Origin of the sequence: Rathayibacter sp. AY1D1 (assembly GCF_002932635.1) — a bacterium.
Classification (GTDB): domain Bacteria; phylum Actinomycetota; class Actinomycetes; order Actinomycetales; family Microbacteriaceae; genus Rathayibacter.
On record NZ_PSVY01000015.1, the window covers coordinates 1 to 22772 of the forward strand.

Consider the following 22772-nt stretch of genomic DNA (forward strand, 5'->3'; position numbering starts at 1 on the left):
CCCCTAGAAATCGGAGAACACACCACATGACAACGACGTCAGCGACGTCGACGCGCGGTGGAGCGCGCGTCCACGTCCAGCGCTTCGGCACCTTCCTCTCGGGAATGGTCATGCCGAACATCGCGGCCTTCATCGCCTGGGGCTTCATCACGGCCCTCTTCATCCAGACCGGATGGCTCCCCCTCCTCGGCATCGACGCCACCTGGGTCCAGCAGTTCGGCGGCTGGAGCACGGATCCCGACGTCGTCAACACCGGCCTCGTCGCCCCGATGATCACCTACCTCCTCCCGCTCCTCATCGCGAACACCGGCGGCCGCATGGTCTACGGCGCCCGCGGAGGCGTGGTCGGCACCATCGCGACCATGGGCGTCATCGTCGGCGCCGGCATCCCGATGTTCATCGGCGCCATGATCATGGGCCCGCTGTCGGCGTGGCTCATGAAGAAGGTCGACTCGATCTGGGACGGCAAGATCAAGCCCGGCTTCGAGATGCTGGTCAACAACTTCTCCGCCGGAATCCTCGGCCTCCTCCTCGCGCTCCTCGCCTTCGCGGGCGTCGCGCCGCTCGTGGTCGGCCTCTCGACCGCCCTCGGTGCGGGCGTGGAGTTCCTGGTCAACGCGGGCCTGCTCCCGCTGACCTCGCTCTTCATCGAGCCGGCGAAGATCCTCTTCCTGAACAACGCCATCAACCACGGCATCCTCACGCCGCTGGGCGTCCAGCAGGCGGAGGAGGCGGGCAAGTCCTACCTCTTCCTCCTCGAGGCCAACCCCGGCCCCGGCATGGGCGTGCTCCTGGCCTTCGCGTTCTTCGGCGTCGGCGCGGCCCGCGCCTCCGCTCCCGGCGCGGCGATCATCCACTTCATCGGCGGCATCCACGAGATCTACTTCCCGTACGTGCTGATGAAGCCGGCGCTGCTCGCGGCCGTCATCCTCGGCGGTGCGACCGGTGTCGCGACGAACGTCGCGTTCAACTCCGGCCTCCGCGCCCCCGCCTCGCCCGGCTCGATCATCGCGGTGCTCCTGCAGACCGCGAACGACAGCTTCCTCGGCGTCATCCTCTCGGTGATCCTCGCGACCGCCGTGTCGTTCCTGGTGGCCTCGGTCATCATCCGGTCCGGCCGCAAGCGCGACCTGGCCGCGGAGCAGGAGGGCGACGACAAGCTCGCCGCCGCCGTCGCCGCCAACGAGGCGAACAAGGGCAAGGAGAGCGCCGTCGGCTCGCTCATCAACGCCCGCGGCGCCAACGCTCCGCAGGACTCGGCCGGCGCCTCGACCGCGGGGGCCACGGCCACCGCGACCCAGGTCCGGAACATCGTCTTCGCCTGCGACGCCGGCATGGGCTCGTCCGCGATGGGCGCCTCGGTGCTGCGGAACAAGATGAAGAAGGCGGGCTTCGAGGACGTCACGGTCACCAACAAGGCGATCGCCGCTCTCGAGGACGACGTGGACCTGGTCATCACCCAGGCCGAGCTCACGGAGCGCGCCCGCCAGCGCACCCCGGGCGCGATCCACGTCTCCGTGGACAACTTCATGAACAGCCCGAAGTACGACGAGGTCGTCTCGCTGGTCGCGGAGCAGCACCGCAAGTAGTACGCCAACCATTCGGAGGGAACCCGTAGGGTGCGACAGGGCGGACACGCTCCGCTCGCCCCTGCGGGTTCCCTCGCTGTCAGCACCTCCACGGAAGGACGCACCCCATGAGCGACGTGCTCACCATCGGACAGATCGACGCCTCCGGCACCGCCACCACGAAGGAGGCCGCCATCAAGGAGGCCGCCGACATGCTGGTCGGCGTCGGCGCGGTCACCCCCGCCTACTACGAGGCCATGCTCGCCCGCGAGGCGACCGTCTCGACCTACATGGGCAACCTGCTCGCCATCCCGCACGGCACCAACGACGCGAAGGACGAGATCCGCTCCTCCGCCCTCTCGTTCGTGCGCTATGCGCAGCCGATCGACTGGGACGGCAACGAGGTGCGCTTCGTCGTCGGCATCGCCGGCGTCGACAACGAGCACCTCGAGATCCTCTCCAAGATCGCGATCATCTTCTCGGAGGAGGACGAGGTGCAGAAGCTCCTCGACGCCCCGGACGCGCAGTCGCTCTACAGTCTGCTGGGCGAGGTCAACTCCTGATGCCCACCGCCGTCCACTTCGGCGCCGGCAACATCGGCCGCGGCTTCGTCGGCCTGATCCTGCACGGCGCCGGCTACGAGCTCGTCTTCGCCGACGTCAACTCCGAGCTGATCGGCCGCCTCGGCGCTGCCGACAGCTACGAGGTGCACGAGGTGGGGGAGGAGGCGGCCACGCACGTCGTCGACCGCTTCCGGGCGATCGACTCGGCCGCCGACGAGGAGGCTCTCGTCCGCGAGATCGCCGCCGCCGACATCGTCACCACGGCCGTCGGCCCGAACATCCTGCGCTTCGTCGCCCCCGTGATCGCGAAGGGCCTCGCCGCCCGCGACGAGTCGGCGCCGCGGCTGGCGGTCATGGCCTGCGAGAACGCGATCAACGCCACGCGCCTCCTGCAGACCGAGGTCGCCGCGAACCTCGGCGCGGACGAGTGGGAGCGCCTGCGCACCCGCGCCGTCTTCGCCGACACCGCGGTGGACCGCATCGTCCCGAACCAGGACCCGGGCCAGGGCCTGGACGTGACAGTGGAGAGCTTCTTCGAGTGGGTCGTCGACCGCACTCCGTTCGAGGGCGCCGAGCCGGAGATCCCGGGCGCGACCTGGGTCGACGACCTCGAGCCCTTCATCGAGCGGAAGCTCTTCACGGTGAACACCGGCCACGCGACGGCCGCCTACACCGGCTTCGCGGCCGGAGCGCACAAGCTCTCCGACGCGCTGGCGATGCCCGAGGTGCACGACGCGGTCAAGGCAGCGCTCGAGGACACCAAGGCGCTCATCGTGGCCAAGCACGGCTTCAGCGACGAGGAGCAGCAGGCCTACCTCGAGAAGACGCTGAAGCGCTTCGCGAATCCGTACCTGACCGACACGGTCGACCGGGTGGGACGCCAGCCGCTGCGGAAGCTGTCGCGGCACGAGCGCTTCATCGGACCGGCGGCCGAGCTCGCCGAGCGCGGGCGCACGCCGGAGGGACTGCTCGCCGCGATCGGCGCCGCGCTCCGCTTCGACGTGCCCGAGGACCCCCAGAGCGTGGAGCTCCACGAGAAGCTGACCGCGCTCAGCCCGGAGGAGTTCGTGGCGGAGATCACCGGCCTCACGCCCGAGCACCCGCTCTTCGACCGGGTCGTGGCGGTCGTCCGCGGCTAGTCCCGTGGCCGCACGGCGGTGAACGACGACGAGGTCCCCTGCTTCCGGCGGGGGACCTCGTCGTCTGCGGCGGCTCGGGTGGAGCGCTAGAACAGCCGCCAGCGGGTGAGCGGCCAGGCCACGGCGAAGACGCGTCCGGTGACCCTGTCGATCGGCACGGTCTTCACGCACGTGTCGATCGGCCCGCCGGCGCCGCGGCACTCGCCGAGCGAGTCGTTGGAGTTCGACCGGTGGTCGCCCAGGACGAAGAGGGAGCCCTCGGGGACGGTGTACTCGTCGAAGCAGCGGAGGGACGCGGGGCTCGTCGTGCAGTCGAGGGTCCCGGCGGTGAAGGGGAAGTCCTCGAACACGTAGGACTCGTCCAGCGGCTTCCCGTCGACCAGCACGTGCCCCTCGGCGTCGCAGCAGGAGACGGTGTGGCCCCCCTCGGCGATCAGCCTCTTGACGAGGAACTCCTCGTGCGAGGGGCCGATGCTGGTGACGTCGCCGAAGGTCTTCACGATCTCGGAGAGGGGGCTGCCGGCCTCGTCGCTCGCGCCCCAGTCGGCGTCGCGCGAGAAGACGACGATCTGCCCCTCCTCCGGCCCGCCCTGGAGGGCGAGGGTGCGGTCGACCAGGATGCGGTCGCCGAAGAACCCGCCGCCCTGGAGGGTGTTCTCCATCGAGCCGGTCGGCACCGTGTACACCTTCACGAAGAAGGTCTGCACCAGGGCGATGACCGCGATGGCCGCCAGGATCGTCACCACCGGGTGCGAGTACCAGCTCCGCCTCGCGGTCGCGGACCTCGTCGTGCGCGCCATGTGCTCTCCCTCCGGCTCGACGGAGCCAGCCTAGGCGGCGGCGGACGCGGGGCCCGGCAGGGGGCGCGCGTCGGGCGCGGAGGCGGAGGAGGGGGCGACACGCCCGAGGTGGCGGGACGGCCGCGATTCGCGTAGCATCGACCCTTGGTGTTTTGCGCGTGCTCCGGCATGCCCGCGAACCCCGATCCGGGCTCTCGCCCGGTGGTGGCTCGTCGCGGAAACATTCGCACGACCAGTACACACACTACTTCCGAACGACAGTGAGGCTATGGCCAAAAAAGACGGTGTCATCGAAATCGAAGGTGCGGTTGTCGAGGCGCTCCCCAACGCGATGTTCCGCGTGGAGCTGACCAACGGACACAAAGTTCTCGCCCATATCTCGGGCAAGATGCGTCAGCACTACATCCGGATCCTCCCCGAGGACCGGGTGATCGTGGAGCTGAGCCCCTACGACCTGACCCGCGGCCGGATCGTCTACCGCTACAAGTAGGCGTTCGCTCCGCTGACGTTCGCGACGTGCGTGTCCTGTAAGGAACGGCCCCGGCATCCGCCGGGAGCACGACGCCAGCGAAAACAAGGACAAGAACAATGAAGGTCAACCCCAGCGTCAAGCGCATCTGCGACCACTGCAAGATCATCCGCCGCCACGGCAACGTGATGGTCATCTGCAGCAGCAACCCCCGCCACAAGCAGCGCCAGGGCTAGTCCCGCTGCTTCCGCGAGGGAGCGCAGGGGCGGCGTGCCGCCCCCACTGCACAACTGAACACACCCGCAGCACCAGAAATCGCGCAGCACCCCGGCGACCCCGGGGTGGACGGCGAGGACACCTTCGGTCGGAGGCCGAGGCACCGGTGCTGCTTCACACCTCCACTCACTCACAGGAGAAGCCACAATGGCACGTCTGGCAGGAGTAGACATCCCGCGCGAGAAGCGCGTGGAGGTCGCACTGACCTACATCTACGGTGTCGGCCGCACTCGCGCGCTCAAGACCCTGAGCGACACCGGGATCGACGGCAACATCCGCGTCAAGGACCTCAGCGACGACCAGCTCGTCTCGCTCCGCGACTACATCGAGGGCAACTACAAGGTGGAGGGCGACCTCCGCCGCGAGGTCGCCGCCGACATCCGCCGCAAGGTCGAGATCGGCTCGTACGAGGGCCTCCGCCACCGTCGCGGCCTCCCGGTCCGTGGACAGCGCACCAAGACGAACGCGCGCACCCGCAAGGGACCCAAGCGCACCGTCGCCGGCAAGAAGAAGGCCGGCCGCAAGTAACGCGGGCGACACGGACCTAGAGGAGATACAGAATTGGCTACCCCCAAGTCGGCCGCGCGCAAGCCGCGCCGCAAGGAGAAGAAGAACATCGCTGTGGGCCAGGCCCACATCAAGTCGACGTTCAACAACACCATCGTCTCGATCACCGACCCCTCCGGGGCCGTCATCAGCTGGGCCTCGTCCGGCGGAGTCGGCTTCAAGGGCTCGCGCAAGTCGACGCCGTTCGCCGCCCAGCTCGCCGCCGAGTCGGCCGCGCGCCAGGCTCAGGAGCACGGCATGAAGAAGGTGGACGTCTTCGTGAAGGGCCCCGGCTCGGGTCGTGAGACCGCGATCCGCTCGCTCCAGGCCGCAGGCCTCGAGGTCGGCTCGATCAACGACGTCACCCCGCAGGCGCACAACGGCTGCCGCCCGCCCAAGCGTCGTCGCGTCTAAGCAGCACTCGCAGCCGTCGGTCGGCCGCACGAACCGCCTCCGGGCGGGGAGTGCGGCCGACCGGCGGATCGCGCATTTCTTTCACAACTCCACACCTCGCAAACGCACGTGTCATATAGCGGACACGTGATCGAAAGGAATCATCAGTGCTTATCGCACAGCGTCCGACGCTCACCGAGGAGAACATCTCGGAGTTCCGTTCCCGCTTCGTCATCGAGCCCCTCGAGCCCGGCTTCGGCTACACGCTCGGCAACTCGCTGCGTCGCACCCTGCTGTCCTCCATCCCCGGCGCTGCTGTCACCAGCATCCGGATCGACGGAGTCCTGCACGAGTTCACGACCGTCCCGGGCGTCCGCGAGGACGTCACCGAGATCATCCTGAACATCAAGGGACTCGTCGTCTCCTCCGAGCACGACGAGCCGATCACCGCCTACCTGCGCAAGCAGGGAGCCGGCCAGGTCACCGCCGCGGACATCTCGGCTCCGGCCGGTGTCGAGATCCACAACCCGGAGCTCGTCATCGCCACGCTGAACGACAAGGCGAAGTTCGAGCTCGAGCTCACGATCGAGCGCGGCCGCGGCTACGTCTCGGCGACCCAGAACCGCAGCGAGTTCTCCGAGGCCGGCCAGATCCCGGTCGACTCGATCTACTCGCCCGTGCTGAAGGTCACCTACCGCGTCGAGGCCACCCGTGCCGGCGAGCGCACCGACTTCGACCGCCTGGTCGTGGACGTGGAGACGAAGGCGGCGATCTCGCCGCGCGACGCCATCGCCTCCGCCGGACGCACGCTGACCGAGCTGTTCGGTCTCGCCCGCGAGCTGAACAACGCGGCCGAGGGCATCGAGATCGGCCCCGCGCCGGTCGACGCGGTCCTCTCGACCGAGCTGTCCATGCCCATCGAGGACCTCGACCTCTCGGTGCGCAGCTACAACTGCCTCAAGCGCGAGGGCATCAACAACGTCAATGAGCTCGTCGCCCTCTCGGAGACGCAGCTCATGAACATCCGCAACTTCGGTCAGAAGTCGGTGGATGAGGTCAAGGAGAAGCTGACGGAGCTCGGCCTGTCGCTCAAGGACTCGGTCCCCGGGTTCGACGGCGCCCACTTCTACAGCTACGACGACGAGAGCATCTAGGTCCTCCGCTCCGGAGCCCCGGCTCCTCGCGTCCGACCTGCTGACACCCCTTTAGTACTGGAGTAAACCCATGCCCAAGCCCACCAAGGGCCCCCGCCTCGGAGGCGGACCCGCACACGAGCGCCTGCTGCTGGCGAACCTGGCCGCGGCCCTGTTCACGCACAAGAGCATCAAGACGACCGAGACCAAGGCCAAGCGCCTTCGTCCGCTCGCCGAGCGCCTGGTGACCTTCGCCAAGCGCGGCGATCTGCACGCCCGCCGTCGCGTCCTCGCGACGATCGGCGACAAGTCGGTCGTCCACGAGCTCTTCACCGAGATCGCTCCGCTCGTCGCCGAGCGCGAGGGCGGCTACACCCGCATCACCAAGATCGGCCCCCGCAAGGGAGACAACGCGCCCATGGCCGTGATCGAGCTCGTCCTCGAGCCCGTCACGCCCAAGGCGAAGAAGTCGCGCACCGCCACGGCGCCCGTGTCCGCTCCGGTGGACGACGCCCCCGCCGAGGAGACCACTGCCGAGGAGACCCCCGTCGAGGAGGCGCCCGTGCAGGACGCTCCCGTCGAGGACGCCGCGCAGGACGCTCCTGTCGAGGAGACCGGCGCGACCAAGTAGTCACGCCCCCTCTCCCGAGAGCCCTCCGTCCCCTCCGGGGCGGGGGGCTCTCGTCGTTCCACGGGGCCGAGTGGCGCGAATGGTCGCTTACGATGGCACGGCTGCGCTCGTCGGGTGCGACCGCGTCACGACCGGCGCTCCCGGGGTCCGCCCCGACGATCCTCGGAGGACTCCTGTGCGACTGCCCTCCTCGGCTGCTGCGGCGCTCCTCGCCCTGGCACTCGCGGGCGGAGTGAGCGGCTGCGCCTCCGGCGAGGTGATCGACGTGCCGGAGTCGGCGGGTCTCGCGAGCACGACCCCCGTGCCGTCGGCCGCACCGACCGTGTCCTCCGTGCCCTCCGTGCCGCCGAGCGAGGGCGTGGACTGCGCGACCGCTCTCCCCGCCTCCCTGGTCGAGCAGGAGACCGGCTCGACGGCGGGCACCGTGTCGATCACCGCCGCGGGAGACACGTGCTCCTACGCCGTCGACGGCGGCGACCCGGTCGTCGTGCTGACGCTGCACCGCGGGCCCCTCGTCGAGACCTTCACCGGTGCGGGCGAGGCGCTCGGCGCCGTGCCGGTCTCGCTGGGCACGGCCGCCTACGGGGTGCAGGGCATCGCCTCCGCTCCCTCCGAGCTGGCCGTGCTCGCAGGCGGCTGGGAGGCGCGGATCGTCTCCTCGGTCGGCGAGCAGTCGACGCTGGTCGGCTAGGCGGTCTCGGCCCTGGCGGCCGTCGACGTCCCGCTCGCGGTCGCCTGAGCCGCGACCACGGCGCGCTCTAGACTCGTCTGATGCACCGCGTCCGCCTCGACCTGGCCTACGACGGCTCGCACTTCTCCGGGTGGGCCAAGCAGCCCGGCCTCCGCACCGTGCAGGGGGTGCTCGAGGAGTCGCTCGCCCTGGTGCTGCGCTCCGAGCAGCACCCGACCGTGACGGTCGCCGGGCGCACCGACGTCGGCGTGCACGCCAGCGCCCAGGTCGCCCACGTCGACCTCACCCCCGAGCAGTGGGGCCGCATCAGCACCGGCCGGCGCCGACCGGGGGAGGAGCCGTTCCCGCCCGCGTCGATCCTGGAGCGGCGGCTCCGCGGGATCCTCGGGCAGTACACCGACGTCTCGGTGCACCGGGTGACGGAGGCGCCGGAGGGGTTCGACGCGCGGTTCTCGGCGCGCTGGCGGCGGTACGAGTACCGGCTGGCCGACGCCTCCTCGATGCGCCACCCGCTCGACCGCACGTACACCACCTGGATCACCGACTCCCTCGACCTCGACGCGATGTCGGCCGCGGCCCGCTCGCTCCTGGGCCTGCACGACTACGCGTCGTTCTGCCGTGCCCGCGCAGGGGCCACCACCATCCGGAGCCTGCTCGACTTCACCTGGGAGCGAGACGCCGACGGAGTCCTGCACGCCCACCTGCGCGCGGACGCCTTCTGCCACAGCATGGTGCGGGCCCTCGTGGGGGCGTGCGTCGCGGTCGGCGCCGGGAAGCTCGAGGCGGGGGCGGTCCCGCTGCTCCGGGACGCCGCCAGACGGACCAACGCGTTCGCGGTGATGCCGGCCCGCGGCCTCATCCTCCGCGAGGTCGACTACCCCGAGGACGACGCACTCGCCGAGCGGGCCCTGCTCACCCGGGCGAAGCGCACCGTGCGGACCGAGGGGCCGGACCCGGAGGACTCGGAGTGAGGCGAGGGCGCGCGACCGCGCCCCGCGACCCGTGGCGGCTCGGGTCGCACCTCCCGCCGCCGGAGCCCCTGCCGCCACGATCCGTGCTTGGCCGCACGGGGGCTTTGCTGTAATGTCGACCCTTGGTGTTTTCGGCCGTGTGCCGAGCGCCCGAAGTTGAGCCCTCCACCGGATCGGTTCGGCCCCCTCGCGGGTCGAACGGCCACGGAGCGGGATCCACGAACACCTCACTCCGACCAGAAAGCAGCACTCACGTGACTCGCACTTTTTCTCCGAAGCCGGCTGACGTCCAGCACGACTGGATCGTCATCGACGCGTCCGACGTCGTGCTCGGCCGTCTCGCCACCCACGCCGCGGCGCTCCTGCGCGGCAAGCACAAGGCCACCTTCGCGCCGCACATGGACATGGGCGACTTCGTCATCATCGTCAACGCGGAGAAGGTCGCCCTCACCGGCCAGAAGCTCCTTCAGAAGAAGGCCTACCGCCACTCCGGCTACCCGGGCGGCCTCTCGGCCACCACGTACGCCGAGCTCCTCGAGAAGAACCCGGTCCGCGCCGTCGAGAAGGCCATCCGCGGCATGCTCCCCAAGAACTCCCTCGGCCGCGCCCAGCTGCGCAAGCTGAAGGTCTACACGGGATCCGAGCACCCCCACGCGGCCCAGCAGCCGCAGGCGTACGCCTTCACCCAGGTCGCCCAGTAGGCTCCGGCCCTCCCCGACACCCCAGACTTCGAAGACAAAGGATCACCTACACCGTGGCGAAGATCGCAGACCAGATCGACGTGGCTCCCGAGAGCTACTCCACCGAAAGCCCGGCCACCGAGGCGTCCACGACGCCCCGCGCCGTCCTCAACGTCTCCGGCGCAGCCGTGGGCCGACGCAAGCAGGCCATCGCCCGCGTGCGCCTCGTCCCCGGCAACGGCGGCATGACCGTCAACGCCCGCGAGTTCGCGGAGTACTTCCCCAACAAGCTGCACCAGCAGCTGATCACCGACCCCTTCAAGGTGCTCGACCTGATCGGCTCCTACGACGTGGTCGCCAAGATCACCGGCGGCGGCCCCTCCGGTCAGGCCGGCGCGCTGCGCCTCGCCATCGCCCGTGCACTCAACGAGATCGACCGCGAGAACAACCGCGCGATCCTGAAGAAGGCGGGCTTCCTGACCCGCGACGCCCGCGTCATCGAGCGCAAGAAGGCCGGTCTCAAGAAGGCCCGCAAGGCGTCCCAGTTCTCGAAGCGCTAGTCGACGCGGCCTGACGGCCGCACGACCAGCAGCTCGAGAAGGGACTGCGCACCATGCCGCGCCTGTTCGGAACAGACGGCGTCCGTGGCCTCGCGAATCGCGAGGTCACGGCCGACCTGGCTCTCGGCCTCGCCCAGGCGGCCGCCCGTGTACTCGGAGCGGCCGCCCGGGCAGAGGGCCGTCGGCCCGTCGCCGTGCTCGCCCGCGACCCCCGCATCTCCGGTCAGTTCATCGGAGCCGCGGTCGCGGCGGGTCTCGCGAGCGCGGGAGTCGACGTGCTCGACGCCGGCGTCATCCCGACGCCCGCCACCGCCTACCTCATCGCCGACGAGAACGCCGACTTCGGCGTGATGATCTCGGCCTCGCACAACCCCGCCGCCGACAACGGCATCAAGTTCTTCGCCGCCGGCGGACGCAAGCTCCCGGACGAGCTCGAGAACCGCATCGAAGCGGCCCTCGGAGTCCCCCCGCTCACGCCGACCGGAGCCGACGTCGGCCGCATCACCCGCTTCTCCGACGCGGAGGACCGCTACGTCCTCCACCTGCTCGGATCCCTCGAGGGCACCCGTCTCGACGGCCTGCACGTGGTCATCGACTGCGCGCACGGCGCCGCCGCCGGTATCTCGCCCCAGGTGTTCACCGACGCCGGAGCGACCGTCACCGTCATCGGCAACGACCCCGACGGCCTCAACATCAACGACGGAGTGGGCTCCACCCACCTCGACAACGTCGCCGACGCCGTCCGCGCAGCCGGCGCCGACATCGGCATCGCCCACGACGGCGACGCCGACCGCTGCCTCGCGGTGGACGCCGAGGGCCGCATCGTCGACGGCGACCAGATCATGGCGATCCTCGCGACAGCCATGGCCCGCCGCGGCGCCCTCCGCGACGACGTCCTCGTGGCCACCGTCATGAGCAACCTCGGCCTCAAGCTCGCCATGCGCGCCGCCGGCATCCGCGTCATCGAGACCGCGGTCGGCGACCGCTACGTCCTCGAGGCGATGAACGACGGCGGCTACTCGCTCGGCGGGGAGCAGTCCGGCCACGTCATCATGAGCCGCTACGCCACCACCGGCGACGGGGTGCTCACCGGCCTCCAGCTCGCGGCCGAGATGGCCCGGACCGGACGCACGATCGCCGACCTGGCCGCAGTCATGTCCGTCTTCCCGCAGACCCTCCTCAACGTGCGCGGCGTCGACCGCGAGGGCGTCCGCGACGACGAGGTCATCGCCTCCGCCGTCGCCGACGCCACCGCCGAGCTCGGCAGCGACGGCCGCGTGCTCCTGCGCCCCTCCGGCACCGAGCCGATGGTGCGCGTCATGGTCGAGGCGAAGACGCAGGAGACGGCCGACCGCCTCGCCGAATCGCTCGCCGCGGTCGTGCTCGAGCGGCTGCGTTCTTAAGGAGCCGCTCCCTGCGCGGCTCCTCGCGGTCGGCCTGGAGAGGTGGTCGCGATGGGTGGAGCGGGGGGCGTTCGCCGCGGGTGAATCGCTTGGCACGCGGCTGTGTTCGTTGCGGGGCCGCTCCCTGCGCGGCCCCTCGCGGTCGGCTTGGCGAGGTGGTTGCGATGGGTGGAGCGGGGCGCGTTCGCCGCGGGTGAATCGCTTGGCACGCGATTCCCACGACGGCGGTGTTCGTTGAGGGGCCGCTCCCTGCGCGGCCCCTCGCGGTCGGCTTCGCGAGGTGGTTGCGATGGGTGGAGCGGGGCGCGTTCGCCGCGGGTGAATCGCTTGGCACGCGATTCCCACGACGGCTCGTGGGTTGGGCCGCTCCCTGCGCGGCTCCTCGCGGTCGGCTTGGCGAGGTGGTCACGATGGGTGGAGCGGGGCGCGTTCGCCGCGTGGGAATCGCTTGGCACGCGGCGGTGCTTGTTGCGGGGCCGCTCCTTGCGCGGCACCTCGCGGTCGGCTTCGCGAGGTGGTTGCACGGGTGGAGCGGGTCGCGTTCGCCGCGCGTGAATCGCTTGGCACGCGATTCCCGCCGACGGCTCGTGGGTGGTCCCGAGCCTGCACCGATCCTGCGGTGGAGGGGTTCGAGGAGGTCGGTGGCTGCGCGGTGCGCGCGGCGGCGAACAGCGACCGGGGGCGCGGTCAGATCTTGCGGAGGAGGACCGAGGAGACCGTGTGATCGGCCTGCTTGCGGAGGACCAGGCTTGCGCGGGAGCGGGTGGGGCGCACGTTCTGCAGCAGGTTCGGCTCGTTGATCGCGGCCCAGATGCTCCGCGCGCGCTCACGGGCCTCGTCCGGACTGAGCGCCGCGTAGCGGTGGAAGTAGGAGTTCGGATTCGCGAACGCGCCCTGCTGCAGGGTGAGGAAGCGCTCCTCGTACCAGCGCGCGATGTCGCTGGTCCGGGCGTCGACGTAGACGGTGAAGTCGAACAGGTCGCTGACCGCCAGGCCGTGACCGGGCACCGGCGGCTGCAGCACGTTCAGGCCCTCGACGATCAGCACGTCCGGCCGCCGCACGACGATCTCGGCGTCGGGGACGATGTCGTAGGAGAGGTGCGAGTAGAACGGCGCGCGCACCTCCGCGGCCCCGCCCTTCACCTCCGAGACGAAGCGCAGCAGCGCCCGCCGGTCGTACGACTCGGGGAAGCCCTTGCGGCTCATCAGACCGCGGCGCTCCAGCTCGCGGTTGGGCAGCAGGAAGCCGTCGGTGGTCACCAGCTCGACGCGGGGCGTGTCCTCCCAGCGGGCGAGCAGCTCCCGCAGCAGGCGCGCGATCGTCGACTTGCCCACCGCGACCGACCCCGCGACGCCGATCACGAACGGAGTCGGCTGCGCGCGCTCCCCGAGGAACGTGCTCGTCGCGCGGTGCAGGTGCCGCGCGCCACCGGCGTACAGGCTCAGCAGGCGCGAGAGCGGCAGGTAGACCTCCGCGACCTCGGTGAGGCTCAGCCGGTCGCCCAGCCCCCGCAGCTGCACGACCTCGGTCTCCGACAGCGGCAGCTCCGTGGTGCGGGCGAGCTCGGCCCAGTCGGAGCGGACGATCTCGACGAAGGGGGAGGGGTGCGCGTCGCGTGCGGGATCGCGAGGAGACGACGGCATGGGGACCGATCCTAGCGTCCGCCCCGCCGGGTGCCCGACGCCGCGGGAGGCGCCTCCGCGCCGCTTAGAATCGAGCGCATGTGTGGAATCGTTGGATACGTCGGTGAGCGCGACAGCCTGGCCGTGCTGCTCGGGGGCCTGAAGCGTCTGGAGTACCGCGGCTACGACTCGGCCGGCGTGGCCGTGATCGACGCCGACGGGCAGCTCGACAGCCGCAAGCGCTCGGGCAAGCTCAGCGTCCTCGTCGACGACCTCGAAGCGCACCCGCTGGCCGAGGGCACCACGGGCATCGGCCACACCCGCTGGGCGACGCACGGCGGCCCGACCGACCGCAACGCCCACCCCCACCTCGCGGACGAGGGCAGGCTCGCCGTCATCCACAACGGCATCATCGAGAACTTCCAGCCGCTCAAGGAGCAGCTGCTCGCCGAGGGCGCCGTCTTCGAGAGCGAGACCGACACCGAGGTCGCCGCGCACCTGATCGCCCGCGAGTACCGCCGCACCGGCGACCTCGTGCTCGCCTTCCAGGCCGTCGTCGCGCACCTCGAGGGCGCGTTCACCCTGCTCGCCCTGCACCAGGACCAGCCCGGCGTGGTCGTCGGCGCGCGCCGCAACTCGCCGCTCGTGATCGGCCTGGGCGACGGGGAGAACTTCCTCGGCTCCGACGTCGCGGCGTTCGTCGAGTTCACCCGCCGCGCGGTCGCCATCGGCCAGGACCAGATCGTCACGATCACCCCGGAGCTCGTCACGGTGACCGACTTCTTCGGCAACCCCGTCGAGACCGAGCCGTTCGAGATCGCCTGGGACGCGTCGGCGTCCGAGAAGGGCGGCTGGTCGAGCTTCATGGCGAAGGAGATCACCGAGGGCCCCGAGGCCGTCGCGAACACGCTCCGCGGCCGCATCCACGAGGGCGCGATCACGCTGCCGGAGCTCGACGCGCTCGGCCCGGTGCTGACGGAGATCGACCGCATCACGATCATCGCCTGCGGCACGGCCGCCTACTCGGGCATGGTCGCCAAGTACGCGATCGAGAAGTGGGCGCGCGTCCCCGTCGAGGTCGAGCTCAGCCACGAGTTCCGCTACCGCGACCCGGTGCTCACCCCGCGCACCCTCGTCGTCTCGATCAGCCAGTCCGGCGAGACGATGGACACGCTGATGGCGGTCAAGTACGCCCGCGAGCACGGCGCCAAGACGCTCTCGGTCTGCAACACCCAGGGCGCGACGATCCCGCGCGAGTCGGACGCCGTGCTCTACACGCACGCGGGCCCGGAGGTGGCGGTCGCCTCGACCAAGGCCTTCGTCGCCCAGATCGCGGCGCTCTACCTCTTCGGGCTGCACCTGGCCGCGGTGCGCGGTGCCGCCTCCACCGAGCTCGTCGCCTCGCAGGCGGCTCAGCTCGCCGCGATCCCGGAGAAGCTCTCCCGCGTGCTCGACGCCTCCGACGACATCGCCCAGCTGGCCGGCTGGATGGCCGACACCCGTGCGGTGCTGTTCCTCGGCCGCCACGTCGGCTACCCGGTGGCGCTCGAGGGCGCGCTGAAGCTCAAGGAGCTCGCCTACATCCACGCCGAGGGCTTCGCGGCGGGCGAGCTCAAGCACGGCCCGATCGCACTGATCGAGCCTGGCCAGGTCGTCTTCGTGATCGTGCCGAGCCCGAGCGAGTCGTACGAGCTGCAACGCAAGGTGATCTCGAACATCCAGGAGATCAAGGCCCGCGGCGCCCGCGTCATCGCGATCGCGGAGCAGGGCGACACGGCCGCGATCCAGATCGCCGACGAGGTCGTGCCGATCCCGCTCGCCGACCCGCTGTTCGAGCCGCTGCTCGCCGTCACCCCGCTGCAGATGTTCGCAATGGAGCTCGCCGCCGCCAAGGGCCTCGACGTCGACCAGCCGCGCAATCTCGCCAAGTCGGTCACGGTCGAGTGATCGAGCCGTGATCGTGGGGATCGGGGTGGACGTCGTGGACCTCGCGCGCTTCGAGCGCTCGCTGACGCGCACGCCCCGGCTCCGCGACCGGCTGTTCGCCGAGAGCGAACGCTCGCTCCCCGTCGCCTCGCTGGCGGGCCGCTTCGCCGCCAAGGAGGCGCTGATCAAGGCGCTCGGCGACTCCGTGGGCGCCCGCTGGCACGACATGGTCGTCGTGCGGGACGAGCACGGGAATCCGTCCTTCGCGCTGCACGGCCCGGCCCGGGCGGCCGCGGAGGCGCGGGGGATCACGCGCGTGCACCTCTCGATGACGCACGACGCGGGCGTGGCCTGCGCGTTCGTGGTGGCCGAGTCGTGAGCGTCCCCGCGTCGTACCGCGAGGCGGTGATCGACGTCGACGCGATGGCGGCGAACGCCGCGCGTCTGCGCGAGCTCACCGGTGCCCGACGGCTCATGGCCGTCGTCAAGGCCAACGGCTACGGGCACGGCGCCCTGGCCGCGGCGCAGGCGGCGCTCGACGGCGGCGCGGACGCCCTCGGCACCGCGGAGCTGCGGGAGGCCGTGGCCCTGCGCGAGGCAGGCGTCGTCGCTCCGATCCTCTGCTGGCTGCACGACCCCGGCGAGGACTTCGACGCGGCGCTCGAGCACTCGATCGACGTCGCCGTCTCCTCCGTCGACCAGCTCGACACGCTCGCGCAGTCGGCGGAGGACCGCGGCGTGCGCGCGGCCGTGCAGCTCAAGGTCGACACGGGCCTCAGTCGCAACGGCGCCGCGGAGGAGGAGTGGCCGCACCTGGCGGAGGCGCTCGCCCGTCACAGCGCTCGCGGCACCGTCCACCTCACCGGGCTGTTCTCGCACCTGTCCAACACCTCGCGCGAGGACGACCTCGCCCAGCTCGCGCTCCTCCGCCGCGCCGAGGCCGTGCTGGCGGCGCACGGGGTGCAGGCGCCGGTCCTGCACCTCGCGGCGACGGCGGCGGCGCTGCGCCTCCCGGAGGCCCGCCTCGACATGGTGCGCAGCGGCATCGCCCTCTACGGACTCTCGCCGTTCGAGGACGAGACCTCGCTCCAGCTCGGGCTCGTCCCGGCGATGACGCTGCAGGGCCGCGTCGCCGGCGTCCGCCGGGTGCCCCACGGGACCGGCGTGAGCTACGACTACACCTGGCGGGCCGAGGGCGGGACGACCCTCGCGCTCGTGCCGTTCGGCTACGCGGACGGCATCCCGCGGAGCGCCTCCGGCGTCGCGGAGGTCTCGATCGGCGGCCGCCGCCACCGGATCGCCGGGCGGGTCGCGATGGACCAGTTCGTCGTCGACGTGGGGGATGCGAGCGTCGCGACGGGCGACCCGGTGACGCTCTGGGGCGACCCGACGACCGGCGTCCCCTCGGTAGACGAGTGGGCGCGGTGGTGCGGCACCATCAACTACGAGCTGGTCACCCGGCTCGGGCCGCGGGTCCAGCGGCGGCTGCTGAGCGCGGCGGACGGCCGTGCCTGAGCGCTCCTGGTTCGCGGACCGTGTCGTCGAGGTCGCCGATCCGGAGGCCATGGCGGAGCTCGGCCGCGAGCTCGGCCGAGTGCTGCGCGCCGGCGACCTGCTGGTGCTGACCGGGCCGCTCGGCGCGGGCAAGACGACCTTCACGCGCGGGCTCGGCGAGGGCCTCGACGTGCGGGGTCCCGTGACGAGCCCCACCTTCGTGATCGCGCGGACGCATCCGCCGCTGCACGACGGGCCGCCGCTCGTGCACGTCGACGCCTACCGCGTGGGCTCGCCGGTCGAGCTCGACGACCTCGACCTCGATCCGGCGCGCTCGGTGATCGTCGTGGAGTGGGGGGCCGGGATGCTGGACGGCGTCGCGGAGTCCTGGCTCGACGTGGTCATCGAGCGGCCGACCGCCGGCTCCGACGCCGAGGAGGGCGAGGAGCCGATCGAGCCGCGGACCGTCCGCTTCCGCGGCACCGGCTGGAGCTGAGCCCGCGGGTACCCTGGACGCGTGCTCCTCGCGATCGACACCTCCTCCGGAACCTCCGTCGCCGTCGTCGACTCCGCGGGCGCCGTGCGCTCGGAGCGCACCGAGACCGACACCATGCGCCACGCGGAGGTGGTCGGCCGGCTGATCCAGGAGGCGCTCGAGGCGGCGGACGTGGCTCCCGGGGGCATCGAGGCGGTCGCCGTGGGCATGGGCCCCGGCCCCTTCACCGGCCTCCGGGTCGGGATCGCCGCCGCCCGGGCTTTCGCGCTCGGCCGCGGCGTCCCCACCCTCCCCGTGGTCTCGCACGACGCGATCGCGCTCGCCGCGCTGCGGCACGGGCGCGCCGCCGGCTTCCTCGTCGTCACCGACGCCCGTCGTCGCGAGCTGTACTGGAGCGCCTACGACGGGCTCGACGATCAGGGACTCCCCGTCCGCCTCGCCGGCCCGGGCCTGGACAAGCCGCCGGCCCTCCCGCATCCGGAGCTCCCGCGCCTGGAGGCCGAGTCGGTCTCCGCCGGCGAGCTCGGAGTCGTGGCCGCCCGCCTGCGCGCGGCCGGTCGGCCCGGTGCCGCGGACGAGCCCCTCTACCTCCGCTCGCCCGACGTCACGCTGTCGGCCGGCCCCAAGCGGGTGACCGCATGAGCGAGGCCATGCTCCGCGACGCGCAGGCGGACGACCTCGACGCCGTCATGGCGATCGAGGAGTCCGAGTTCGCCGGCGACGCCTGGTCGCGCGGGATGATGGCGGAGGAGATCCGGAGCCGTCACACCCGGTACCTGGTCGCCGAGCAGGACGGCGAGGTGGTCGGCTACGCCGGGCTCCTCTGCCCCGTCGGCGCCCACGAGGGCGACGTGCAGACGATCGCGGTCGTCGCCCGGGTCCGCCGCACCGGCCTCGGCCGCCGACTGCTGCGCGCGCTCCTCGAGGCGGCCCGCGAGCGCGGCGCCCGCGAGGTCTTCCTCGAGGTCCGCGCCGACAACCCCGCCGCGCAGACCCTCTACCGCTCGGAGGGCTTCGAGGAGATCGGCGTCCGCCCCGCCTACTACCAGCCCGACGGAGTGGACGCGATCGTGATGCGCCTGCCGCCGACCCCGACCCAGGAGACCCCGTGAGCACCGGACCCCTCGTCCTCGGCATCGAGACCAGCTGCGACGAGACGGGGATCGGCATCGTCCGCGGCACGACGCTGCTCTCGAACACCATCGCCTCCTCGATGGAGGAGCACGCCCGCTACGGCGGCGTCGTGCCCGAGGTGGCCGCCCGGGCGCACCTGGAGGCGCTCGAGCCCGCCCTGCACGCGGCGCTCTCCGAGGCCGGTGTCGCGCTCGGCGACCTGGACGCGATCGCGGTCACCAGCGGACCGGGGCTCTCGGGCGCCCTCATGGTCGGCGTCGGAGCGGCGAAGGCGCTCGCCGTCTCGCTCGGCCTGCCGCTCTACGCCGTGAACCACCTCGTCGGCCACGTGGGAGCCGACGTCCTCCGGGCCGACGGCAGCGAGGGCAGCCCCGTCGAGCTGCCGACGATCGCGCTGCTGGTCTCGGGCGGGCACACCTCGCTCCTGCACGTGCGCGATCTGGTGTCGGATGTCGAGCTGCTCGGCGAGACCATCGACGACGCCGCCGGCGAGGCCTTCGACAAGGTGGCGCGCGTCCTGGGCCTGCCCTATCCCGGCGGACCGCAGATCGACCGGGTGGCGGCGGACGGGGACCCGAAGGCGATCCGCTTCCCCCGCGGGCTCAGCCTGCCGAAGGACCTCGAGCGCCACCGCTACGACTTCTCGTTCTCAGGGCTGAAGACCGCGGTCGCCCGCTGGGTCGAGAAGCGCCAGGACGCGGGGGAGGAGGTGCCCGTGTCCGACGTCGCGGCGAGCTTCCGCGAGGCGGTCGCCGACGTCCTGCTCACGAAGGCGCTCGCCGCCTGCCGCGACCGGGGCGTGCCGCGCCTCCTGCTCGGCGGCGGCGTGGTCGCCAACGCCCGGGTGCGCGCGCTGGCGGAGGAGCGGTGCGCGGCCGCGGGAGTGACCCTCCGGATCCCGGCGCTCTCGCTCTGCACCGACAACGGCGCGATGATCGCCGCACTGGCGGCGCAGCTGATCGAGGCGGGGCATCCGCCGTCGGGGCTCGGCTTCGGGGCCGACTCGACCCTCCCGGTCACCGAGATCCAGGTCCGCTGAGGCCTTTACCGGGCGGCGGCCGGGCCGCGCAAGCGCCGTCCAGCTTTTTGACAGGCGGATCGTGCCACTGCCACTCTTGGCCGCATCCGCTCGTTCCTGACCCTGGGGGATTCCATGACCACTCCGTACACGCCCGCGTCCGACCGCTACAACATCCTGGCGATCATCGGCTTCATCGCCTCGTTCTTCGTCTCCATCGTGGGCATCGTGCTGGGCTTCATCGCCCTGTCGCAGATCAAGCGCACGGGGGAGAAGGGCCGCGGCCTCGCCCTCGCCGCCGTCATCATCGGCTTCGTCGCGATCATCATCACCATCATCTCGTTCGTCGCGCTCTTCTCGATCGCGGCGACCATGCCCTCGACCGGGTACTGATCGACACGCCTCCGAGGCTCGGGGGCGCCCGCACCACCAGGAGGACACCGTGACCGACGACACCGCGCCCGGACCGCAGACCGGACCGGCGCCCGCGCCGTTCGCCCCTCCGCTCGGCGAGCCGTCGGCGGCCTACCCGCCGCCGACGGCCGCCGCCGATCCCTACCCCGGTCTCCCGCCCCGCCGCCCGCCGATGAATCCGCTCGCGGTCGCGGCTCTGGTGTGCGGACTGCTGGGGCTGGCGCCCGCCGCCATCGTCCTCGGCCACATCGGCTTCGCCCAGGCCCGACGCTCCGGACAGCGCGGCCGCGGTCTCGCGGTCGCCGGCTTCGTGCTGGGCTACCTCGCGATCGTCCTCGCGGTGATCGCCTACCTCGCCTGGACGGCCTTCGTCGGCGACCTGCGCGACGGCGGCTACCTGCCCGCGTGAGCGGACGGAACCCCTCCGCCGCCGCCCGGGTGCTGGCTAGACTCGCGCTATGAGCGACGACAGCACCCGTCCCGGCCCCGGCTCCGACGAGCAGCACGGCTCCGTCCCGGTCCCGCCGGCCCCGCCCGTCCCCCCGGCCCCGCCCGCTCCGCCCTCGGCCGCGTCGCAGCCGTCGGTGCCGCTCGCCGACTCCGCACCGCCGGCCTACGGGTCGCCGCCGCCGCCGCCCGCGTACCCCTCGGCGCCCGCGTACCCCTCGGCGCCCGGCCACCCCGCCGCCTACGCGGCCGCTCCGGCGCCCGTCGTCCCCCGCACGCTGAGCCTCGTCGGGATGATCCTCGGCATCGTCGGCCTGGTCATCACGCTCTTCGCCGCCGGTTTCGGCTTTTTGCTGTCGGCTCCGGCCGTCGTGCTCGGCTTCCTCGGACGCCGGCGCGAGCCGGCCGCGCGCGGCTTCGCGCTGACCGCGATCATCACCGGGTTCGCCGGCATCGCCGTCTCGCTGATCTACCTGGCGGTCTTCCTCGTCTTCGTCGTGGTCGCCCTCGCCGCCGGCACCTCCGGCTACTGAGCCGGCGCGGGCCGCTCGACGCGCTCCGCGAGCAGCGCGCGGTGGCGCCCGGCGATCCGCGTCAGGATCAGCACCGCGCTGCCGGTGCCGGAGAGGCCCAGCCGCTTGCGGAAGCGGGCGGGGTCGACGTCCACCCCGCGCTTCTTGATCTCGAGCACGCCGATGCCGCGGGTGCGCAGCTCTTTCGCCAGCGTGCGCTCGTCCAGCGGCAGCTCGGCGAGGACTCGGAAGCTGCGGAGGAAGGGCGAGGCGGCCGCATGGTCGCCGGTCAGGTAGGCGATGCCGGGCGAGAGCATCCGCGAGTCGCTGGAGCGCGCGAGCTCGCCTAGAAGGCGCGCGCGGATTGCGGAACCGTCCGGCTCGTGCACGAACGCGCCGAGGGGGCCGACCTCCTCGTCCTCGCTGTCGCCCGCCGCGGTGAGCTCGGAGGAGCCGGTCGCGCCGAGCAGCAGAGCGGAGCGGCGCACGCCCGGGCGCGCCAGAGAACCGAACCAGAGCCCGGTCTCGACCAGCTCCCCGTCGACCGAGACCCACTGCGCCTCGGCGTCCCGCGGCAGGCGCTCGCGGTCGAAGCCGGGACCCACCTTCACGCCCACGGGACGGTGCTCGGCCAGGCCGAACGCGAAGTCGAGCGAGGGGGAGTAGTCGTCCGGATCGTCGAGCCGGCGGGTCTCGCGGTGGCCGGCCGTGCGGCGTGCCGGGTCCAGGTAGACGGCGTCGAAGCCGTCGAGGTCGAAGGCCTCGGCCGTCGAGTGCACGGCGCTCGCCGCGGGGAACGGGGCGAGGTTGAAGCTGGCCAGGGTCGCGGTGACCTCGTCGGCCTCGACGGCGGTGACCGCCAGGTCGATCGCGGCCATCGCGAGGGCGTCGCCGCCGATCCCGCTGCCGAGGTCGGCGACGCGCGCCGCTCCCGCCGCGGCGAACCGGCCGGCGTGCAGGGCGGCGACGCGCAGCCGCGTCGCCTGCTCGAGTCCCGCGTCCGTGAAGAGCATCGAGCGGGCGAACTCGCCGAACTTCGCCTCCGCCTTCTGCCGGAGCCTCGCCTGGGTGAGCACCGCGGCGACGAGGACGGGGGAGTGGCCGGCGGCCCGGAGGCGTGCCACGGCCCGCACCAGGTCGTCGGACCGGTAGCCGTCGAGGGAGTCGAGGAGCCGGAGGCCCTCGGGGGAGAGGAGCTCGACCAGCTCGTCGCGTCGCATCCGGCCATGGTAGGCCACGGCCTCCCGGCGGGTCCGCCGCCCCACTTGGCACTCTGATTGCACGAGTGCCAGCGGAGCCCCTACGATGGATCTAGCACTCTCGGAGCGTGTGTGCCAGAACCGCGTTCCGCCCACATCGTCGTCAAGAAAGAGGTCAACCGTGTCGGTGTCCATCAAGCCGCTCGAAGATCGCATCGTCATCAAGCAGGTCGAGGCGGAGCAGGTGACCGCTTCCGGTCTCGTCATCCCCGATACCGCCAAGGAGAAGCCGCAGGAGGGCGAGGTCGTCGCCGTCGGACCCGGTCGCATCGACGACAACGGCAACCGCGTGCCGCTCGACGTCGCCGTCGGCGACAAGGTGATCTACTCCAAGTACGGCGGAACCGAGGTCAAGTTCGGTGGCGAGGACCTGCTGGTCCTCTCCGCTCGCGACGTCCTCGCGGTCGTCGTCCGCTAGGCAGCATCCCTCGGAAGGGCCCGTCGACCTCGGTCGGCGGGCCCTTCCGTCGTTCCCGGTCCTCTTCGCGGCCAGTGGCCTGATCCGCCCGCTACGGGGCCGTCTCCCCACCCCGCGGCTGCGTAGCATCGGGGGAGTGACCAGCTCCCGCACCCCTGCCGAGTCCGTCTCGCCGTCCCCTTCGGACGTGCCCGTCGGCGAAGGAGTG

28 protein-coding genes are annotated in these 22772 nt (G+C 71.8%); 25 read left to right on the top strand and 3 right to left on the bottom strand.

The features are described from left to right. Positions 1 to 26: 26 nt before the first annotated feature. The 3 genes from C5C56_RS10695 (at position 27) to C5C56_RS10705 (ending at position 3270) form a co-directional block, all read left to right on the top strand. A complete protein-coding gene (locus C5C56_RS10695; RefSeq protein WP_104319576.1) occupies positions 27 to 1589 on the top strand; it encodes a PTS mannitol transporter subunit IICB in 1563 nt (520 codons plus the stop codon). Between the two features lie 107 nt (positions 1590 to 1696). Next, positions 1697 to 2131, top strand: a complete 435-nt coding sequence (locus tag C5C56_RS10700; RefSeq protein WP_104224996.1) for a PTS sugar transporter subunit IIA — start codon at positions 1697 to 1699, stop codon at positions 2129 to 2131. After that, positions 2131 to 3270, top strand: a complete 1140-nt coding sequence (locus tag C5C56_RS10705; protein WP_104319577.1) for a mannitol-1-phosphate 5-dehydrogenase — start codon at positions 2131 to 2133, stop codon at positions 3268 to 3270. Before C5C56_RS10700 ends, C5C56_RS10705 begins: the two co-directional genes overlap by 1 nt. A gap of 86 nt (positions 3271 to 3356) precedes the next feature. Here the strand turns inward: C5C56_RS10705 and lepB are convergent, their stop codons facing one another. After that, complete coding sequence (gene lepB, locus C5C56_RS10710; RefSeq protein WP_104269409.1) at positions 3357 to 4070, bottom strand: signal peptidase I; 714 nt, start codon at positions 4068 to 4070, stop codon at positions 3357 to 3359. A 268-nt stretch (positions 4071 to 4338) separates the two neighbouring features. Here lepB and infA point away from each other — a divergent pair, with 268 nt between their 5' ends. From infA to glmM, 11 genes are all read left to right on the top strand, one after another. Continuing rightward, positions 4339 to 4560 carry a translation initiation factor IF-1 gene (gene infA, locus C5C56_RS10715; RefSeq protein ID WP_022883252.1) on the top strand — a complete coding sequence of 74 codons (222 nt, stop codon included), beginning with the start codon at positions 4339 to 4341 and terminating at the stop codon, positions 4558 to 4560. 98 nt (positions 4561 to 4658) lie between these two features. Then, on the top strand, positions 4659 to 4775 hold the full coding sequence (rpmJ, locus tag C5C56_RS10720; protein WP_055787164.1) for a 50S ribosomal protein L36: 117 nt from the start codon (positions 4659 to 4661) through the stop codon (positions 4773 to 4775). Positions 4776 to 4962: 187 nt separating this feature from the next. Then, positions 4963 to 5343 carry a 30S ribosomal protein S13 gene (gene rpsM, locus C5C56_RS10725; protein ID WP_068251511.1) on the top strand — a complete coding sequence of 127 codons (381 nt, stop codon included), beginning with the start codon at positions 4963 to 4965 and terminating at the stop codon, positions 5341 to 5343. A gap of 33 nt (positions 5344 to 5376) precedes the next feature. Next, positions 5377 to 5775: a 30S ribosomal protein S11 gene (rpsK, locus tag C5C56_RS10730; protein ID WP_055787170.1), complete on the top strand. Its 399-nt coding sequence runs from the start codon at positions 5377 to 5379 to the stop codon at positions 5773 to 5775. A 146-nt stretch (positions 5776 to 5921) separates the two neighbouring features. After that, positions 5922 to 6908 (top strand): DNA-directed RNA polymerase subunit alpha, encoded by a 987-nt coding sequence (locus tag C5C56_RS10735; protein WP_104224999.1) that lies wholly within the window; start codon positions 5922 to 5924, stop codon positions 6906 to 6908. A gap of 70 nt (positions 6909 to 6978) precedes the next feature. Beyond that, positions 6979 to 7518, top strand: a complete 540-nt coding sequence (gene rplQ / locus C5C56_RS10740; protein WP_104319578.1) for a 50S ribosomal protein L17 — start codon at positions 6979 to 6981, stop codon at positions 7516 to 7518. 175 nt (positions 7519 to 7693) lie between these two features. Next, positions 7694 to 8209 carry a hypothetical protein gene (locus tag C5C56_RS10745; RefSeq protein WP_104319579.1) on the top strand — a complete coding sequence of 172 codons (516 nt, stop codon included), beginning with the start codon at positions 7694 to 7696 and terminating at the stop codon, positions 8207 to 8209. A gap of 80 nt (positions 8210 to 8289) precedes the next feature. Further along, positions 8290 to 9180, top strand: coding sequence for a tRNA pseudouridine(38-40) synthase TruA (locus tag C5C56_RS10750; RefSeq protein WP_104225002.1), 891 nt, complete (start codon positions 8290 to 8292; stop codon positions 9178 to 9180). A gap of 254 nt (positions 9181 to 9434) precedes the next feature. Beyond that, on the top strand, positions 9435 to 9881 hold the full coding sequence (gene rplM, locus C5C56_RS10755) for a 50S ribosomal protein L13 (RefSeq protein WP_104225003.1): 447 nt from the start codon (positions 9435 to 9437) through the stop codon (positions 9879 to 9881). Between the two features lie 53 nt (positions 9882 to 9934). Further along, positions 9935 to 10420 carry a 30S ribosomal protein S9 gene (rpsI, locus tag C5C56_RS10760; protein ID WP_104225004.1) on the top strand — a complete coding sequence of 162 codons (486 nt, stop codon included), beginning with the start codon at positions 9935 to 9937 and terminating at the stop codon, positions 10418 to 10420. Between the two features lie 53 nt (positions 10421 to 10473). Next, positions 10474 to 11823 (top strand): phosphoglucosamine mutase, encoded by a 1350-nt coding sequence (glmM, locus tag C5C56_RS10765; RefSeq protein WP_104248196.1) that lies wholly within the window; start codon positions 10474 to 10476, stop codon positions 11821 to 11823. A gap of 687 nt (positions 11824 to 12510) precedes the next feature. Here the strand turns inward: glmM and coaA are convergent. Continuing rightward, positions 12511 to 13467 (bottom strand): type I pantothenate kinase, encoded by a 957-nt coding sequence (gene coaA / locus C5C56_RS10770; protein WP_104234153.1) that lies wholly within the window; start codon positions 13465 to 13467, stop codon positions 12511 to 12513. A 78-nt stretch (positions 13468 to 13545) separates the two neighbouring features. On the opposite strand from coaA, the gene glmS reads away from it, so the two are divergent. The 10 genes from glmS to C5C56_RS10820 all read left to right on the top strand — a co-directional run bounded on the left by glmS (position 13546) and on the right by C5C56_RS10820 (position 20908). Further along, a complete protein-coding gene (gene glmS, locus C5C56_RS10775) occupies positions 13546 to 15393 on the top strand; it encodes a glutamine--fructose-6-phosphate transaminase (isomerizing) (RefSeq protein ID WP_104227413.1) in 1848 nt (615 codons plus the stop codon). A gap of 7 nt (positions 15394 to 15400) precedes the next feature. Further along, complete coding sequence (locus C5C56_RS10780) at positions 15401 to 15751, top strand: holo-ACP synthase (protein WP_104319580.1); 351 nt, start codon at positions 15401 to 15403, stop codon at positions 15749 to 15751. Further along, the gene (gene alr, locus C5C56_RS10785; protein ID WP_104225010.1) at positions 15748 to 16887 is read left to right on the top strand and encodes an alanine racemase; all 1140 of its coding nucleotides are present in this window, start codon (positions 15748 to 15750) and stop codon (positions 16885 to 16887) included. The genes C5C56_RS10780 and alr overlap by 4 nt, the downstream gene beginning before the upstream one ends. Before the next feature lie 49 nt (positions 16888 to 16936). Further along, the gene (gene tsaE, locus C5C56_RS10790) at positions 16937 to 17362 is read left to right on the top strand and encodes a tRNA (adenosine(37)-N6)-threonylcarbamoyltransferase complex ATPase subunit type 1 TsaE (RefSeq protein ID WP_104227417.1); all 426 of its coding nucleotides are present in this window, start codon (positions 16937 to 16939) and stop codon (positions 17360 to 17362) included. 21 nt (positions 17363 to 17383) lie between these two features. Continuing rightward, on the top strand, positions 17384 to 18004 hold the full coding sequence (tsaB, locus tag C5C56_RS10795; protein ID WP_104225011.1) for a tRNA (adenosine(37)-N6)-threonylcarbamoyltransferase complex dimerization subunit type 1 TsaB: 621 nt from the start codon (positions 17384 to 17386) through the stop codon (positions 18002 to 18004). Next, a complete protein-coding gene (rimI, locus tag C5C56_RS10800; protein ID WP_104319581.1) occupies positions 18001 to 18474 on the top strand; it encodes a ribosomal protein S18-alanine N-acetyltransferase in 474 nt (157 codons plus the stop codon). Before tsaB ends, rimI begins: the two co-directional genes overlap by 4 nt. Further along, a complete protein-coding gene (gene tsaD / locus C5C56_RS10805; RefSeq protein ID WP_104263586.1) occupies positions 18471 to 19535 on the top strand; it encodes a tRNA (adenosine(37)-N6)-threonylcarbamoyltransferase complex transferase subunit TsaD in 1065 nt (354 codons plus the stop codon). Before rimI ends, tsaD begins: the two co-directional genes overlap by 4 nt. Before the next feature lie 114 nt (positions 19536 to 19649). Then, on the top strand, positions 19650 to 19907 hold the full coding sequence (locus C5C56_RS10810) for a DUF4190 domain-containing protein (protein ID WP_104225014.1): 258 nt from the start codon (positions 19650 to 19652) through the stop codon (positions 19905 to 19907). A 49-nt stretch (positions 19908 to 19956) separates the two neighbouring features. Beyond that, positions 19957 to 20337, top strand: coding sequence for a DUF4190 domain-containing protein (locus C5C56_RS10815; RefSeq protein ID WP_104234159.1), 381 nt, complete (start codon positions 19957 to 19959; stop codon positions 20335 to 20337). Positions 20338 to 20386: 49 nt separating this feature from the next. Then, positions 20387 to 20908, top strand: coding sequence for a DUF4190 domain-containing protein (locus C5C56_RS10820; RefSeq protein ID WP_258065662.1), 522 nt, complete (start codon positions 20387 to 20389; stop codon positions 20906 to 20908). Here C5C56_RS10820 and C5C56_RS10825 read toward each other — a convergent pair. After that, entirely contained in the window at positions 20902 to 22107 is a 1206-nt protein-coding gene (locus C5C56_RS10825; RefSeq protein ID WP_104263473.1) for an SAM-dependent methyltransferase, read from the bottom strand. The two genes, C5C56_RS10820 and C5C56_RS10825, sit on opposite strands and share 7 nt — an antisense overlap. 160 nt (positions 22108 to 22267) lie before the next feature. Here C5C56_RS10825 and groES point away from each other — a divergent pair, with 160 nt between their 5' ends. After that, positions 22268 to 22564: a co-chaperone GroES gene (gene groES / locus C5C56_RS10830; RefSeq protein WP_097167691.1), complete on the top strand. Its 297-nt coding sequence runs from the start codon at positions 22268 to 22270 to the stop codon at positions 22562 to 22564. The last annotated feature ends 208 nt before the right edge of the window (positions 22565 to 22772 follow it).

Bases quoted from the DNA above. Each gene is read 5' to 3' on its own strand.
- C5C56_RS10695 (WP_104319576.1), top strand. From the start codon at position 27: ATGACAACGACGTCAGCGACGTCGACGCGCGGTGGAGCGCGCGTCCAC.
- C5C56_RS10700 (WP_104224996.1), top strand. From the start codon at position 1,697: ATGAGCGACGTGCTCACCATCGGACAGATCGACGCCTCCGGCACCGCC.
- C5C56_RS10705 (WP_104319577.1), top strand. From the start codon at position 2,131: ATGCCCACCGCCGTCCACTTCGGCGCCGGCAACATCGGCCGCGGCTTC.
- lepB (WP_104269409.1), bottom strand. From the start codon at position 4,070: ATGGCGCGCACGACGAGGTCCGCGACCGCGAGGCGGAGCTGGTACTCG.
- infA (WP_022883252.1), top strand. From the start codon at position 4,339: ATGGCCAAAAAAGACGGTGTCATCGAAATCGAAGGTGCGGTTGTCGAG.
- rpmJ (WP_055787164.1), top strand. From the start codon at position 4,659: ATGAAGGTCAACCCCAGCGTCAAGCGCATCTGCGACCACTGCAAGATC.
- rpsM (WP_068251511.1), top strand. From the start codon at position 4,963: ATGGCACGTCTGGCAGGAGTAGACATCCCGCGCGAGAAGCGCGTGGAG.
- rplQ (WP_104319578.1), top strand. From the start codon at position 6,979: ATGCCCAAGCCCACCAAGGGCCCCCGCCTCGGAGGCGGACCCGCACAC.
- C5C56_RS10750 (WP_104225002.1), top strand. From the start codon at position 8,290: ATGCACCGCGTCCGCCTCGACCTGGCCTACGACGGCTCGCACTTCTCC.
- glmM (WP_104248196.1), top strand. From the start codon at position 10,474: ATGCCGCGCCTGTTCGGAACAGACGGCGTCCGTGGCCTCGCGAATCGC.
- coaA (WP_104234153.1), bottom strand. From the start codon at position 13,467: ATGCCGTCGTCTCCTCGCGATCCCGCACGCGACGCGCACCCCTCCCCC.
- glmS (WP_104227413.1), top strand. From the start codon at position 13,546: ATGTGTGGAATCGTTGGATACGTCGGTGAGCGCGACAGCCTGGCCGTG.
- tsaE (WP_104227417.1), top strand. From the start codon at position 16,937: ATGGCGGAGCTCGGCCGCGAGCTCGGCCGAGTGCTGCGCGCCGGCGAC.
- rimI (WP_104319581.1), top strand. From the start codon at position 18,001: ATGAGCGAGGCCATGCTCCGCGACGCGCAGGCGGACGACCTCGACGCC.
- C5C56_RS10810 (WP_104225014.1), top strand. From the start codon at position 19,650: ATGACCACTCCGTACACGCCCGCGTCCGACCGCTACAACATCCTGGCG.
- C5C56_RS10820 (WP_258065662.1), top strand. From the start codon at position 20,387: ATGAGCGACGACAGCACCCGTCCCGGCCCCGGCTCCGACGAGCAGCAC.
- C5C56_RS10825 (WP_104263473.1), bottom strand. From the start codon at position 22,107: ATGCGACGCGACGAGCTGGTCGAGCTCCTCTCCCCCGAGGGCCTCCGG.